12 protein-coding genes, 1 pseudogene and 1 other annotated feature are annotated in these 15,807 nt (G+C 30.4%); of the genes and pseudogenes, 8 read left to right on the top strand and 5 right to left on the bottom strand.

The genetic code is table 11. The features are described from left to right. Positions 1-95 precede the first annotated feature (95 nt). From G9F70_RS11015 to G9F70_RS11005, 3 genes are all read right to left on the bottom strand, one after another. The gene (locus G9F70_RS11015; RefSeq protein WP_125002243.1) at positions 96-917 is read right to left on the bottom strand and encodes a MerR family transcriptional regulator; all 822 of its coding nucleotides are present in this window, start codon (positions 915-917) and stop codon (positions 96-98) included. Between the two features lie 203 nt (positions 918-1,120). Then, positions 1,121-2,425 carry an MATE family efflux transporter gene (locus G9F70_RS11010; RefSeq protein ID WP_164947317.1) on the bottom strand — a complete coding sequence of 435 codons (1,305 nt, stop codon included), beginning with the start codon at positions 2,423-2,425 and terminating at the stop codon, positions 1,121-1,123. Positions 2,426-2,605: 180 nt separating this feature from the next. Further along, a complete protein-coding gene (locus G9F70_RS11005; RefSeq protein ID WP_164947316.1) occupies positions 2,606-2,986 on the bottom strand; it encodes a response regulator in 381 nt (126 codons plus the stop codon). Between the two features lie 397 nt (positions 2,987-3,383). On the opposite strand from G9F70_RS11005, the gene G9F70_RS11000 reads away from it, so the two are divergent. The 6 genes from G9F70_RS11000 (at position 3,384) to brnQ (ending at position 11,386) form a co-directional block, all read left to right on the top strand. Then, positions 3,384-3,695: an amidohydrolase family protein gene (locus tag G9F70_RS11000; RefSeq protein ID WP_224617522.1), complete on the top strand. Its 312-nt coding sequence runs from the start codon at positions 3,384-3,386 to the stop codon at positions 3,693-3,695. Continuing rightward, positions 3,679-4,989, top strand: coding sequence for an N-acyl-D-amino-acid deacylase family protein (locus G9F70_RS10995; protein ID WP_224617521.1), 1,311 nt, complete (start codon positions 3,679-3,681; stop codon positions 4,987-4,989). Before G9F70_RS11000 ends, G9F70_RS10995 begins: the two co-directional genes overlap by 17 nt. Before the next feature lie 196 nt (positions 4,990-5,185). Then, positions 5,186-6,289 carry a WG repeat-containing protein gene (locus G9F70_RS10990; protein WP_164947315.1) on the top strand — a complete coding sequence of 368 codons (1,104 nt, stop codon included), beginning with the start codon at positions 5,186-5,188 and terminating at the stop codon, positions 6,287-6,289. 129 nt (positions 6,290-6,418) lie between these two features. Further along, complete coding sequence (locus G9F70_RS10985) at positions 6,419-8,446, top strand: transporter substrate-binding domain-containing protein (protein WP_164947314.1); 2,028 nt, start codon at positions 6,419-6,421, stop codon at positions 8,444-8,446. Between the two features lie 10 nt (positions 8,447-8,456). Continuing rightward, the gene (locus G9F70_RS10980; protein ID WP_164947313.1) at positions 8,457-9,800 is read left to right on the top strand and encodes a sigma-54-dependent transcriptional regulator; all 1,344 of its coding nucleotides are present in this window, start codon (positions 8,457-8,459) and stop codon (positions 9,798-9,800) included. Positions 9,801-10,084: 284 nt separating this feature from the next. After that, a complete protein-coding gene (brnQ, locus tag G9F70_RS10975; protein WP_164947312.1) occupies positions 10,085-11,386 on the top strand; it encodes a branched-chain amino acid transport system II carrier protein in 1,302 nt (433 codons plus the stop codon). 63 nt (positions 11,387-11,449) lie between these two features. Here brnQ and G9F70_RS27290 read toward each other — a convergent pair. Beyond that, a pseudogene (locus G9F70_RS27290) lies at positions 11,450-11,545 on the bottom strand (2-deoxyribose-5-phosphate aldolase); the annotation flags it as partial. A 419-nt stretch (positions 11,546-11,964) separates the two neighbouring features. On the opposite strand from G9F70_RS27290, the gene tlp reads away from it, so the two are divergent. Continuing rightward, positions 11,965-12,192 carry a small acid-soluble spore protein Tlp gene (tlp, locus tag G9F70_RS10970; protein ID WP_164947327.1) on the top strand — a complete coding sequence of 76 codons (228 nt, stop codon included), beginning with the start codon at positions 11,965-11,967 and terminating at the stop codon, positions 12,190-12,192. A gap of 77 nt (positions 12,193-12,269) precedes the next feature. Here tlp and lysS read toward each other — a convergent pair whose 3' ends face one another. Beyond that, the gene (lysS, locus tag G9F70_RS10965) at positions 12,270-13,790 is read right to left on the bottom strand and encodes a lysine--tRNA ligase (RefSeq protein ID WP_164947311.1); all 1,521 of its coding nucleotides are present in this window, start codon (positions 13,788-13,790) and stop codon (positions 12,270-12,272) included. 136 nt (positions 13,791-13,926) lie between these two features. Next, positions 13,927-14,232 (bottom strand) — a binding site (T-box leader). A 506-nt stretch (positions 14,233-14,738) separates the two neighbouring features. Between lysS and G9F70_RS10960 the strand changes: the two genes are divergently transcribed. Further along, positions 14,739-15,785: an HD-GYP domain-containing protein gene (locus G9F70_RS10960; RefSeq protein WP_164947310.1), complete on the top strand. Its 1,047-nt coding sequence runs from the start codon at positions 14,739-14,741 to the stop codon at positions 15,783-15,785. The last annotated feature ends 22 nt before the right edge of the window (positions 15,786-15,807 follow it).

The raw sequence follows: 15,807 nt of genomic DNA, 5'->3' as shown, positions 1-15,807 counted from the left end.
TTATTATATCATCATTTTAATAATCTTAAATATGAATGTAAATTATATTTTTCTAACTGTATACTTGTCCCAATTACAAATTTCCGTCAGTGCCCTTACTTTTTCTTTAATATTTGAATTTGTCCTAAAGATCTTTCCTTACCATCATTCCCAACTCTAGTCATTATATATACTTCATAAAAATCTCCACTTACTTCAACATTATTTTTATCCATATACTCAATAAGAGTTTTATAATACTTACTTGTATCCTTATAATCATCATCAAAATTTAATGTTATATATTCTCCCTTTGGCAAAGTTATTAAATTATTATCATCATTTGTAATAGATTCCGAAACACTAATTAACATATTATTATATATTAGTTCATCATATTTTTTTATGTCTTCATAGGATACAGCAAAGGCAAGTTCTTTATTTGAACTGCTATACTTCTGTTCCATAGATACTAATATTTCACTTAAATTTATTTCAAACTCTTCTGTATACCTTTTTGTATTATTATATTTAATAAATTTTCTTTCTTGATTATATTTAATAAAAACATGGTCAATGCCTTCTTCTAAAGAATTTTTTATACGCTGCTCCAAAAAATTAATATTATTTTTCACTATGGTTAATTCTTTTATTTTAGTATCTATCATTTCCTTTTGCTTACTTATTATATTAAGTATAGAATCAAATGAAGTATAATTTTCTATTAATTCCTTTATCTCCTCTAAGGATAAACCCATAGCCTTACACTGTTTTATTAAATCAAGTATTACTAAGTGTTTAGCAGAATAATATCTGTATCTGCTCTTTTCATTTATATATGAAGGTTTTAGTAGCCCAACTTTATCATAATATCGTAATGTTTGAATTGATAGATTTTGTAACTTTGACATTTCTCCTATTGAAAAGTTTGTCCCCATATTCTCACCTCACTTGTGTTTAATAATTTTCATAAAATAACTAGTACATATGCTAATCTATTTTTCAAGATACTTTATTCACACTTAATTTTTGCAAATAAAAAACTACGCCTAAATTACTTTAGGCATAGTATTATTATACTACTATTTTTCCTTTTTATAAGAAATTTTCAAACTATTATTTTCATTTAAGCACCGAAAGTCTATTCAGCAAAAACTGCTTGTGTGGAAGTTTTTACATTAGCAATTAATTTTATAGTTATAAATGTTAAGCTTTCAGATACTGTTGCGCTTATCCATATCCCATTTATTCCAAACATACTTCCAAATATAAATAAACATATTGGCAAGAAAATAACCGATCTACATATGCAGCTTATATTTGAATACATTGGTTTTTCTATAGCTTGATAGTATACAAGAGTATTTAGATTTAATCCTACTACAAAATAACTAAAACTTGCTACTCTAAGTGCCCTATAAGCGAGTTTGGCTATATATGGATCTGATGTAAATATTCCTATAAGGTTCTGTCCAAAAACAAAACTTGTTATAACAAAAGCTCCACTTATCAAAAGTGATGATATACAGGTTATTTTAAAGAATCCTATAAGTTTCTCAGCATCTTTTCTTCCATAGTTATAACTTAAAAGTGGTTGTACTCCTAGTGTTATTCCATAAAGAACCATATATATATTTGTAGTTAAATAATTTATTATACTATATGCAGAAATCCCCACGTCCCCAACATATTTTGCTAAAGCTATATTATGCAATAATACAATTATTGAATAACTTGCTTGCGCAAAGAATGATGGAAAACCTATTAGTAAAAACTCTTTAATAATTTCTTTATTAAGTCTTACCTTCCCAAAAGTTAATTGACCTTTTCCTTTTAAGAAATGAGGTAATAACATACATACTGTAACTATTTGACCAAGTCCAGTAGCAATAGCTGCTCCTTTTATTCCAAAACCAAGTTGAAATATAAATACATAATCTAATATTATATTGGTTACCGCACCGCATATTGTAGATACCATTGCAAGTTTCGGTCTACCATCATTTCTAACAAAACTACTAAGAACTATTCCTGCTAAATTAGGAATACAAAATAGTACATAAAACCTTAAATACTCTACGGACATAGTTTGCAATTTCTGCGTTGCTCCTAGCAAATTCACTATTCCTTCTGTAAAGAAGGCACCTATTATACTTATTCCAATACTAAGTATTAGTAAGAACTTAAACACTTGTCTAAATATATTTACTGCCTTTTCAGTATTGTTTGCTCCGAAATTTTTAGAGACTAGAGCTCCTCCACCTATTGCAAACATAGAAGCGAGTCCAAATAACAAAACTGTAAATGGTAACACTATGTTAACTGCTGCTAATGCTGAATCTCCAACACCTTGACCTACGAATATTCCATCGATAACTGTATACATTGAAGAAATAAACATAGCGATTGCTGATGGAACAGCGTATTTGAAAAATTTTTTCGTCATAAATATCCACCTTTTCTCATTATTTTCACACTTTTCCTAGTATAAACTATATTGTTACTATAGAGTCAACTTTTTTTCAATAAGAAAAAGTGTTACTAAAAATAGAAGTAGCAGATAAAAGTATAGTAGTATAATAAAAACATCCAATTCGCATTGCAAAATTGGATGTTTTTATTTGACTTATATTAGCACTCTATTTACCAATTCAACCAAACAATCCTTCACTAACTCCTTCTTCATAAAACAAATAGCTCCAAATGACTCACACAAACCTAACTCATCACTAAAATTATATTTTCCACCATCTGAAAGTACAATTATTTTTGTATCCTTGTAATCCTTTCCTAGTTCAATTATCACGTCTATTCCTGTTTTTTTAGGCATATATACATCAGTAATTACTAAATCAACATTTCCCATGCTTTTAAATAATTCTATACCTTCTTCTCCATCACATGCCTCATATACCCTATAACCTGCTTGTTCCAAAATACTCCTTATAAAATTTCTAATACTTATAGAATCGTCAATAATTAATATATTCTTTGATTCTTTGTTCATTTTTTAATTCCCCCTTGTTATATTAAATCATCACCTTTGATGTGTAATATCAACGACTTCAAAAGGTGATTTAGACTTTCACTGAAGCTTTTCTTTACTAAAGTAGGAAACCCCTACTTATAATATATTTATCGTATATTATAACAAAATATTAATATAGAATTTTAAAAATAATAAAAAAATTATAATTACTATATCATACCAATACATAAAAGTATAAAAAATGACAAACTTGCAGTAAATTAAGCAACATAAACCTGGTTATATTCTTGAACTATTCTATTATGCATTTTACTAAAATTATTATATAGTTCCGTAGAAATTTCTAAGGTTGCTACAGTTTTTATTGCATAAAAATATGTAAAGTATTATATTTAAAATAAGGGGATGAATCGATATGTTAGATATAATAATAAAAAACGGGTGTATAGTAGACGGTACAGGTAATGCTTCTTATCAAGGAAGTTTAGGAATAAAAGATGGAAAAGTGATAAAAATCGAAAGTAATATTGATGAACAAGCCTTAGAAATTATTGATGCTAATGAACTTGTAGTTTGTCCAGGGTTTATTGATGTGCACAGTCATAATGATTTAGTACCTTTTATGGATGAAAAAATACAAAACTTAAAATTAATGCAAGGCGTAACCACCGAGCTTGTAGGACAATGTGGCTTAGGCGTTGTTCCTTGTATTGAAAAAAAAAAATAACATATGGAAAAACTATATAAGAGGAGTAGTTGGAGATCCCTCACTTAATTGGAGTTTCTCTAATCTTTATGATTATATAGATCAAATATCTTCAATAGAGCTAAAAAATAATTTTACAATTCTAATTTCCCATGGAGCAATTAAATCAAGTGTTATGAACTTTGATAGTAGAATACCAACTAAAGAGGAAATTAACACCATGTGTAATATAGCAGAGGATGCTATGAAAGCTGGTGCTTTTGGCATGTCTATAGGACTTCAATACCTGCCTGGAATTTTCAGCACAAAAGATGAATTAATAGCTATATGTAGCATTATAGCTAAGTATGATGGAATTGTTATGGTTCATCTTAGAAATCATGATGATACTATAACAAATGCTCTAGAGGAAATAATTTATATAGCAAAGCAGTCTAAGGCACGTCTTCACATTTCACACTTAAGGTCTTATGACTCAAAGGATTTAGGTTGTGATGCTAAAAAACTTATAAGTTATATAGATAGTGCAGTAGCTAATGGAATTAAAATAACTTTTGACGAGCATTTGTATTTATCAGGAAGCACTCTTATGACTCAGCTTTTACCACCCTGGATTACTGCTGGTGGGAGTGAAGAAATGGGTAACAGGCTTAAAGATAAAAAAGTTGTCCTAAAACTTAAAGAAGAACTTAGAAGCCATAAAACTCATTATAATGGCTGGGACAATTATAGCTTAATTACAGGTTGGGATGGCATACTTATAACTTCGGTAAAAGAAAATAAAAATTTAAAATACGTTGGAAAGACTGTAGGAAGCATTGCTAAAGATTTAGGTATTGAGCCTATAGATTTTGCGCTGCAGCTACTTATGGAAGAAAAATTTGGGGTAGCAGTAGTAACTCTAAATGTATTTTCGGAAGAGGATACCATTAAACTAATAAATCATCCACTACAAATGGTAGGGTCAGACAGTATACCAGGTGGAAATCCACATCCGAGGCTTTATGGAAACTACCCACTTTTTATAGGTAAATTTGTGCGAGATAAAAAGGCCCTTTCTCTTGAGACTGCTATATATAAGATATCATATCTGCCTGCAAAAACCTTAGGACTTAAAGATATAGGAGAAATAGCTGTAGGTAAAACTGCTGATATAGTTTTATTTGATTTAAATGAAATCGAAGGTTTTGAAAATTACTTTAAACCAACTACAGCACCTGTGGGAATTAAATTTGTTGTATTAAATGGTAAAATTGCAGTAAAAAACAGTATGGTATGTAAGAGTGGCTATGGAAAAGTTTATAACTTTTTGTAGAATTTCAAAGAAATAAGTATTTGCTATGTCTACCTGTTATGTAGGTACTAAAGTTTTATTGAGCAATGGTAAAACTAGCAAAATTGTGTTAATTATATTTTAATTCATGGAAAATGATGCATTAATAAGATTGAATTAACAATATAGGTATGTTAGTATTATTATCAAATAGAAAATATATTTAGGGGGAAATAAAATGAGAAAAAAAATGCTAACAAGTACTTTTTTTATACTTTTGCTAAGTATATTATTAGTAAATACATTTAAAATTCAGGTATTTGCTCAAACAACGACTAAAATAACAACTCCAACAGATTTTAAATATGCAATTAAACCTCAATTTGATAAGGTATATGATTTCAGTGAAGGTTTAGCAAAAGTTAGAGTTGATGGTAAATATGGACTTATTGATAAAACTGGTAAAATTGTTTGTGAGACTAAATTTGATAATATAGATAATTTTAGTGAAGGACTCGCAATAGTTTCTGTGGATGGTAGATATGGATTTATTGATAAAACTGGTAAAACCATTTGTGAACCTCAATTTGATAAGTTATATGATTTCAGCGATGGCTTAGCAAAAGTTAAAATCAGTGGTAAATATGGATATATTGACAAAACCGGTAAAATTGTTTGTGAACCTGAATTTAATTTGATATATGATTTAGGTGAAGGTTTATCAATATTTGGATTTGGTGATAAAGGTATATTAGTTGATAGAACCAGTGATACAGATATTAAAACTAATTTTAATAAGACAGGTAATTTCAGTGAAGGTCTCGCAATAGTTAAAGTTGGTAGTAATTATAAATTTACTACTAAAACCGGTAAAATTACTGATCTAGTTGTTAAAAATGAATTTGGTAATATGTATAATTCCAATGAAGGTTTAAACATTGATTTTTCTGGTAAATCCGACTACTTCAAAGAAGATTTGGCAAAGCTTTGTGTTAATGATAAATGGGGCTTTATTGATAAAACTGGTAAAATCCTTTGTGAACCTCAATTTGATGAGGTAAATGTTTTCAATGAAGGGATAGCAAAGGTTAAACTTAATGGTAAATATGGGTTTATTGATAAAACTGGTAAAATCATTTGTAAACCTCAATTTGACTTTGCAGATGTTTTCAGTGAAGAGATAGCAACGGTTAGGGTTGATGGCAAATACGGATTTGTTGATAAAACTGGCAAAATCCTTATTAAACCTCAATTTGATGTTGCAGGTAGTTTCAGTGAAGGTTTAGCAATGGTTTACGTTGGCGGTAAATGGGGATTTATTATGAATCCTCTTACTAAATAATCTAAAACTCAAAGCAGATTAAGTATAGATGTATCCAAAATGGGTACTTCTATTTTTTTATATATTTAAAATAATAAGCTAAGCAAATTTACAGATTCACTGTTATAATAATATAGGGTGAAAAAAATAATGAAGAAAAAATATATATTAGGATTTTTAATTATAATAACTGTACTTATATTTACAAATAGTTATTTCAAGATAGAACACAACATGAACATAGCCGAATATCTTACAACAGACAATAGCCTAAACGCCTCCGAAATAGCATATTTGAAAGAGCATGGAGGCTTGATATATGGATCAGATCAAACTACTCCACCGCTAAGATATTTAAATCCTGATAGTGGACAATATGAGGGGCTCGTAATAGATTACATCAATGCTCTTTCTATAGAACTAGGAGTCAAAATAAAGATGAAACCTATGATTTGGAATGAAGCCCTTAAGGCCCTTGAAGAAGGAGATATAGATTTTTGTGATATGCACGCTTCCACTGAGCGCGCACACAACTTTATATTTACGAGCCCCATATACTATCAAAGAGGGGCTATATTAACAAAAAAAAACAATACTAGTATCAAAACACCTGGAGATTTAAAAGGGAAAACTATAGCGGCAATAAAAGGAGACTATGTATTTGATCATTTAGCTGAAAATTATACTGATGTACGTGGAGTTAAAACTGACAATCTAAGAGATGCTATTAGCCTCCTGGAAAAGAGTAAAGTAGATGCGGTCCTTGGGGATGAATCAGTAATAAACTATTATTTGACTGGGGAAGGTCTCAGCCGCGAATATTCAATACTAAATGAATACTTGTACGAAAGAGACGCCGTAATAGGAGTAAAAATAGGCAATGAAACCTTAGTAAAAATAATTAACAAAGCAATATACCAGCTGCAAAAGGATAATACCATGGAAAGAATAGATGAAAAATGGTTTGGAAAATCACCGCTAATCATGAAAAATAAAAATGCTGAAAAATATATGCTTTTAGTTAAATATGCTGTATTCCTAGCAATGCTAGTAGCACTATTTTTTTACTACTGGAACAGAGAATTAAAAAAGGAAGTGGAAAAACAAACAAATGCACTTAATATATCAAAAAATGAATTAGAGACTACATTCAACGGACTTACCACTCATTTAATGGTAGTTGTAAACGAGGACTGCTGCGTGTCAGAATCCAATACAGCATTTTGCAAGTATATAGGGTACACCGTAGATGAAGTGAAACATATGCATTGTAAAAATGTTAACGGAATACTAGGAAGTAACTGTGAGGTTTGCCTCATTAAAGATATATTTGAAACTAGAACTTCAATAGAAAAAGCAGTAGAATATCAAAATAGAACCTTTAAAGTGAGAACTTATCTGTTAGATAAAGTACCAAACACTAGAGAGCGAGTACTTGTCATGATGGAAGATATCACTGATCTAAAACTTTCAGAACAAAGAATGTTACAATCAAGTAAAATGGCTGCAGTAGGGCATCTTGCTGCAGGCATTGCACACGAAATCAGGACGCCTCTTGGAATCATTAGGAACTATACCTATTTACTTAAGCGTATGGAAAAAGAAGAAGATAAAAAAGAGGCAATAGATATAATAGAAACTTCAGTGACTAGAGCCAATAAAATCATAGATAATCTTTTAAATTTTTCAAGGCTTTCTGATAACAAAGTGCACAACATACAAGTCAAAGATTTCATATCAAATCTTTATGAACTTAATAAAAAAGCCTTGCAGGAAAAACATATAGAATTCAAGTTAGATGTGGAAAGAGATTTAGAAGTAGAGCTATATAGTGAATCACTGAAACATATCTTGCTAAATCTTTTTTCAAATGCCACGGATGCCATGAAGCAAGGCGGTATACTTCAGGTTCAAGCATTCAAAAAACTTAAAAATATAATCATAGAAGTATCTGACACAGGCACAGGCATGGATTCAAATACGCAAATGTACTTATTTGATCCATTCTACACTACTAAGCAAGTGAGCGAAGGCACAGGACTTGGGCTGTTTATTGTTTATAACGAAGTACAAAAAATGGAGGGAACTATTAGAGTGGAAAGTAAAATTGGGGAAGGCTCAAAGTTTATAGTTACACTTCCAACAAAGATGCAGGGACCCATACTAATATTGAAATAGGAGATAACAAATGAAGAATAAAAATTATGGAATATTAATAGTAGATGATGAAGCCGCATACTCAAAAGGACTAGCTAAAATACTTGAAATTGAGGGATATCTCATAGAAACAGTACTCTCAGCAGAAGATGCTATAGAGAAACTCAAGAAGAAAAAATATCAGATGGTAGTGACGGATTTAATGATGGATGGAATGAACGGGATAGAACTTTTAGAAAAAACAGTAGAATTAAATAAAGATATCAAAGTCATAGTCATGACTGCATATGCTACTGTACCTACCGCAGTAGACGCCATGAAAAAAGGAGCAGTATCTTATTTTGTAAAAGGAAATGATCCTGTTGAACTAATAGACGAAATAGAAAAAGTATATGAAGAGTACAAAAAATCAGAACTACACTCTAAAACATATGATAAAAAAGAAAACTCTCTTCTTGAATCAGAAAATAAAGAATTCAAAAAAATTATAGATATGGCTCGAAAAGTAGCCGAAACCACCGTTAACGTCATTTTGCTTGGTGAATCTGGAGTAGGAAAAGAGGTATTTGCAAACTACATCCATACTCAGAGCCCGCGCAAAAATAAACCCTTTGTAGCGGTTAACTGTCATGCGCTATCTGAAAGTGTATTAGAATCTGAACTATTTGGACATAGCAAGGGAGCTTTCACTGGTGCCACTGAAGATCGAATTGGTAGATTTGAATCAGCTAACATGGGAACCTTATTTCTAGATGAAATAGCTGACATGCCATTATCCACACAAATCAAATTACTAAGAGTTATTGAAGAGAGGGCAATAGAAAAAATAGGTAGCAACATAACTACGCCCGTTGACTTTAGACTGATAACAGCCACCAATAAATCTATAGTAAAACTAATAGACCAAGGACTATTTAGAGAAGATTTTTACTATAGAATCAACACTATCATAATTGAAATACCACCTTTAAGGGAACATAAAGAAGACATATATAATTTGGCTAATAAATTCATAGCTACGGCCTCCAGGCAAATGAAGAAGGAAATACACACCATAGAGCCTGATGTTTGGGAATATTTAAACCAGTATGACTATCCAGGCAATATACGAGAATTTAAAAACATAATCGAAAGGCTGGTAGTATTTAGTGAAAATGGTGTAATATCAAAAGATGATTTGCTAATACATGAAGTTCCAGTTACAGACTGTGAAGGTGATCAAACATTAAAAGCATTTAGGTCTGCAATAGAAAAAAAATACATAGAAACAGTTCTTGCCAAAAATAACTTTAGTATGACAAAAACAGCAACAGTATTAGGTATCACTCGAAGACAGCTGCAAAATAAAGTCAATGAATATGAGATACAAAAGTAAAAGCGGGAAATTTTTTTCCATATTAGGCGGAAAAAAATTTCCCGTCTTTATTATGAAGATAGAAATCAGCAGTAAACATTTACAACTGCATTCTAAAAAATAATCCTGATAAATATAGATACGGACTAATTTTCACTAGAATTTTAAACTTTTTTCAGAAAAATTCGAAAATTAAAAGATTTCGGCATAGTAATTGCTACATAGAGTAGTAAAGGAAATAATCACAAGTCATTTATTAATAATCTAAGTATTACAAAAATTTATTTATCTGGAGGTATTCTTATATGAAAAATTCAACAAAACATGCAGTTGTTATAGGTTTTGCACTATTTGCAATGTTTTTCGGTGCAGGAAACCTGATTTTTCCACCATTCCTCGGAAAAGCTGCTGGAAGCGCATTTCTTGCATCCATAATAGGTTTTCTAATTACAGGAGTTGGTCTTCCACTAGCTGGAGTAATTGCCTGTGCTAAAATTAATGGTACTTACGACAAAATGGCCAATAGAGTAGGTAAAAAATTTGCTGCAATAACCGGTGTAGCTTTAATTCTTGTTATAGGACCGTTATTTGCAATTCCAAGAACTGCTGCAACAACTTTCGAACTTGGAGTACATCCTCTATTTCCATCTGTGTCACAAAACATAATAGTTGTATTGTATTTTGCAATAACACTTGCATTTGTACTTAAACCTTCTTCAATAATTGATAATATAGGTAAAATACTTACACCCGCACTTTTATTAATGCTCGCTATAATTATATTTAAAGGAATAATAGATCCTATTGGACCAATTGTAAATACATCTTACAAAGGTGGATTATCAAAAGCTTTAATAGAAGGTTATCAAACAATGGATGCTATGGCTTCTGTTATATTTGCAGGAATAATCATTTCATCTGTTAGATCAAAAGGTTATGAAAATGCAACTGATATAATGAAGATGACTATAAAATCAGCACTAGTTGCTGTAGCTGGACTGGCCTTTGTATATGGTGGACTTATGTATCTTGGAACACAAACAAGTACTTTATTTCCAGCAGATATAGCTAGAACTGAGCTAGTTACAAAACTTGTTAAGTTAGACCTAGGCAGTATTGGTGCCGTTGTTCTTAGTTTATGTGTTTCTCTTGCATGCTTAACAACTGCTATAGGATTACTTGCAAGTGGAGCAGAATTCTTTGCTAATCTTTCAAATAATAAAATATCTTACAAAACTGCTGCTGTTGTTATGGCTGTAGTAAGTGGCGGAATAGCTACAAAAAATGTTGATGCTATAATTTCACTCGCAGGTCCTGTGCTGCAAATTTTATACCCAATTGTAATTGTTCTTATACTTATTACATTACTTGGTGATAAAGTTAAAAATAATACAGTTGTTGCTATAACTACATACACAGCACTAATTGTAAGTATTTTAGATACTATAAATGGTATATACCCAAATAGTATTGGATTCATTAAATATATACCTCTATCCAGTGCTGGATTCTCATGGGCTGTACCTACTTTAATAGTTTTTGTAATTGCCAGCATTTCAATAAAATCAAAAACCGATGCTATAAAAGTAGAATCAGAAGTAGCATAAATATATCTATAAAAAAAACAACATTCTATTACTAGAATGTTGTTTTTTTTATTGCATAAACAATTATTTTACAAGCTCTATTCCACAGCTTGCGCCAATTCTTGAAGCTCCATTTTTTATCATATCATGCATTTCTTCTTTAGTATGAATGCCTCTGGAGCATATGTATTAATATCAGTATGATTTAATCCTCCTTTAAGTTGTACAACTTGAACACCCTTTCATCTTTTCAACTAAATGCGTGGCTATAGCATACATAGTTGTTCCCCAGCTTATTCCAATAATAGCATCATCCAAATTATACTTATTTTTTAGGGCTATTAATGATCCATCCGATATATCCGATGGATCATTAATTTGAATAGCAACATAACCTCGTCCCTCCCGCTTCCTTAAGCATTATATTAATATCATACCATATCTTTCCTAAAATAATACTCAATTGTTGATATAACTATTATAAGTAGAAGTCGATTAAGCGAAATTAAGTATTTTTATTTTGCGTATAATAAATATCTTTATAGATATAATAATAATGGATAAATTATTAAATCACACAAAGGAGATATGAAATTATGATAAAAAACAAACCAGATGATAGACGCGATAATGTAGATAAAATACAACATAATATTAGTAATACTATTGAAAATTTTAATCTTACCCAGGAAGCTATTGAAAAAACAGATGATGGAAAAATGAAAAAAACATTAGAAGAAAAAAATGATAGAAGAGAAGATGCTATTAATGGTATGAAATCAGAAATGAGAGACGAGTCAATAGATAAAAGAAACGGGTATAGATAGATTCAAATTCAAGAAAATGGAATAGTTAATAACTAATTGCACTTTAAGGCAATTAGTTATTAACTGTCCCTATCTTATTATCTTTTTACCAAAGGAAATGCTATAACATCTTTAATTGAATAAGCTCCTGTTAAGAACATAATCATTCTATCAATACCAATTCCTAGTCCTCCTGCTGGTGGCATACCAGTATCAATAGCCACAGCAAATTCTTCGTCCATTGGACTCGCTGTTTCAAGCCCAGCCCTTAGCTTATTTGCTTGTTCATGTAAAAGCACTCTCTGCCTTAGTGGATTATTAAGCTCCGAGTAAGCATTCCCAAGCTCAACTCCATAAGCAAAAGGTTCAAATCTTTCTATAAGTTCTGGAGTGATTCTATGCACTTTGCAAAGTGGTGAAGATTCAGCCGGATAATCCATTACAAAGGTAGGTTGTATAAGCTTGCCCTCACTGTATCCTTCGAATAACTCTATAATAAGTTCCCCTTTTGACGCTTCTTGTATAACTAGGCCTACCTGCTGTTTTTCCACTAGTAAACCTTTTTCATTTATACTTTTAGCAATTTCTTCTCTTGACATGTGTTCTACGTCTATTCCGGTTTCCTCTTTTACTAAATCACACATAGTAGCTCTTCTCCAGGGTGCTTTAAAATCTATCTCTACACCATCACAAGAAACTTTTGTGCAGCCATTTATTTTATTAAAAACATACTCATAAAGATTTTCCATAAGTTGCATCATATCCTTATAATCTGCATACGCCATATAACATTCAAATAGAGTAAACTCTGGATAATGTGTCCTGTCAATCCCTTCATTTCTAAAGGATCTTCCAAGTGTATAAACTCTCTCAATTCCACCAACCATAAGTCTTTTTAAATAAAGCTCTGGAGATACATTCATATATACTTCAGAATCTATTGCATTTACAAATGTAACAAAAGGCTTTGCCTCTCCACCACCATATTTGGTATCTAGAATTGGGGTTTCTACTTCAATAAACTCTTGCTTATCTAAAAATTCACGAATAGCACCCATTGCCTTTGAGCGTTTAATAAATCTTTCTTTTACTTCATTATTCATAATCATATCAAGTGAACGGTGTCTTTGTTTTAAGTCAGCATCTTGAATACCATGAAATTTTTCTGGAAGTGGTCTTATGGATTTTAATAACATTGTCACATTATTTGATCTTATTGTAATTTCTCCTGTTTTTGTTCTAAAAACAGTTCCCTCTACTCCAATTATGTCTCCGATATCAATAAGTTTCAAAAACTCGAATTTCTCATCGCCCAAAACTGTTTTATTAAAATACGCTTGAATGTCCCCTTCTTGATCTCTTAATGTTAAAAATACTACTTTTCCCATTTTTCTCATAAGCATTATTCTTCCAGCTACAACAAAGGATTGATCTTCACTTATATTTTCAAAGTTATCTATGATAATTTTAGAATGTGTCATATTTTTAAAACTGTATGGATATGGATTTACACCTTGCTGCATCAGTTCATTTAATTTTTTAACTCTCTCAACAACAAATTCATTTGCATCTGACATAATAGTTTTTAAATTTTCAATATTAACATAATCTCTAAACATAATAATACCACCTTTTTTATTAATATCTTAATGCTTTCCAAGCCTGAAATTATAAAATTAATCATAATAATTAACGTACTTTCAGATTTTATAATTTTTTAAAATAAAAAAACTCTCACCCCCAAGACAATGTAGTCTTGGGGACGAGAGTATCTATTTTCGTGGTACCACCCCAGTTTATCAATATGTCACCATATTGAACTTGTAAAGTACGGCATAAAGAATCCACTAAAGTGGCTTCATTAACGACTTTAAAATATCGCTAAATAATGCTTATACTATAGCTCTATAACGGGAGCTCCCGGCACAATCTACCCCTAAAAATTAGGCTCAATGTGAAACTCAAAGGCCTTTTTCGATAATTAATTCTTCCTCCTTCTCAGCAAACGGGAGTTCTCTGTAAAAAAATTACTATATCTACTCTTCTCATCATCGTCTCTATACTTGTATATTTTCAGTATTCTACCATAAATATTTTTCAATGTCAACTATTCCAATTATTATATGATTCATTTTATGATTCATTTATGATAATGTCTTAGTATACCTCCCAAGTTTTCTTCATGTTTTTTAATTTATTTATAATATTCTCATTCTTTTTCCAAGGTATATCTGTATGCATTCTATTTTCCACAGGCAAAAGCTATATTATGACAATTTCCAAGCCACACTTGGGTTTTTTTTATTTTTCCTAAATTGTAAAAAACAGAATTAAAATAAAGGAAAATACACTTTTATGTTGAATTTACTAAGTTAATATTATTACGTAAACTCTTTACAAAATCGCATCAATTTATGCCTTATCAAGCTGTGAAAAATGCTCCTATTAAATGAATTTAAAAGGAGTTTCTACAAAACTAGATGCAGATGCGCTTACAAAAGTTAAGAATTAATATAGCAAGTTCACTATGTTCTTACTAATATTGTATAATTTAGGAGAGACTAAAAATGAAAAAAAGATGTATTGCTATTTTAGATTGCGAAGTCGGAGAAATAATTGCACAAAAGGTTGTAAGCAAATATGGTACAACCATTGTTGTAGAAAATACTACAATAAATAGTTATATTAAAAATAAACTAATTGCATTTAAAGCAGATTATATTTGGATTTATGGAATTGGTAAAGGAGAATCAATTAAATTTAAAGACGATCATTTAAAACAATTAAAACAAAGCTACCAAAAGAATGTATTAGAAATTAAGGAACTACTAAATAATTTAGCTAAAGGCACTAATGTAAGTATTGAAAAAATAAATCAAATTTCTAATTCAATATATGAACCTATAAACAATGAATATCATGTTGTTCAGTGTCTAAATGAATTAAAATCTGTAGATAAAAATACTTTTACTCATAGTATAAATGTGTCATTGTATGCAATGCTACTAGGTAAATGGTTGCTACTTCCCGAAAGTAAAATAATAGATCTTATACAAGCTGCCTTGCTTCACGATGTGGGAAAAACAAAGATATCTAATTCCATTCTAAATAAAAAAGGAAAATTAGAATTTGAGGAATTTGAAGAGATGAAAAATCATCCTATTTATAGCTTTGAAATCATAAAAAATATAGATGGTCTTTCAATGGAAAGCAAGGAAGCTATACTAATGCATCATGAAAGAGAAAATAAATCAGGTTACCCAAGAGGCGTATCTGGATCAGAAATGAACATATGCTCTAAAATTATAGCGTTCACAAATTATTATGATTCAATAACTTCAGAAAAGACTTACAGGAAAAAAATAAATCCCTTTGAATCTTTTCAGCTTATTCAAAGTCAAGTTATAACTAACTTTGACATGCATATAGTAAATACTTTTTTATCTAATATAGCCGCTTGTTATATAGGCAGTAAAGTCTTATTGAGCAATGGGCAAACTGGCGAAATTGTATACGTACCACCAAGGGCTATTACTAGGCCAATTATATGCATTAATTCTGAGTATAAAGACTTATCTAAAGAAAGTGATTTAAACATTGTAAGTATGCTATAAAAAAATCAAAAGCAAAATTGTT

The organism is Clostridium sp. FP1 (assembly GCF_011065975.2).
Classification (GTDB): Bacteria; Bacillota; Clostridia; order Clostridiales; family Clostridiaceae; genus Clostridium_AD; species Clostridium_AD tagluense.
The sequence above is the reverse complement of the archived record's forward strand: the minus strand, read 5'-3'. Positions and strand labels throughout refer to the sequence as shown.

Coding starts and splice junctions, on each gene's coding strand:
- G9F70_RS11015 (WP_125002243.1), bottom strand. CDS start 917: ATGGGGACAAACTTTTCAATAGGAGAAATGTCAAAGTTACAAAATCTA.
- G9F70_RS11010 (WP_164947317.1), bottom strand. CDS start 2,425: ATGACGAAAAAATTTTTCAAATACGCTGTTCCATCAGCAATCGCTATG.
- G9F70_RS11005 (WP_164947316.1), bottom strand. CDS start 2,986: ATGAACAAAGAATCAAAGAATATATTAATTATTGACGATTCTATAAGT.
- G9F70_RS11000 (WP_224617522.1), top strand. CDS start 3,384: ATGTTAGATATAATAATAAAAAACGGGTGTATAGTAGACGGTACAGGT.
- G9F70_RS10990 (WP_164947315.1), top strand. CDS start 5,186: ATGAGAAAAAAAATGCTAACAAGTACTTTTTTTATACTTTTGCTAAGT.
- G9F70_RS10985 (WP_164947314.1), top strand. CDS start 6,419: ATGAAGAAAAAATATATATTAGGATTTTTAATTATAATAACTGTACTT.
- G9F70_RS10980 (WP_164947313.1), top strand. CDS start 8,457: ATGAAGAATAAAAATTATGGAATATTAATAGTAGATGATGAAGCCGCA.
- brnQ (WP_164947312.1), top strand. CDS start 10,085: ATGAAAAATTCAACAAAACATGCAGTTGTTATAGGTTTTGCACTATTT.
- lysS (WP_164947311.1), bottom strand. CDS start 13,790: ATGTTTAGAGATTATGTTAATATTGAAAATTTAAAAACTATTATGTCA.
- G9F70_RS10960 (WP_164947310.1), top strand. CDS start 14,739: ATGAAAAAAAGATGTATTGCTATTTTAGATTGCGAAGTCGGAGAAATA.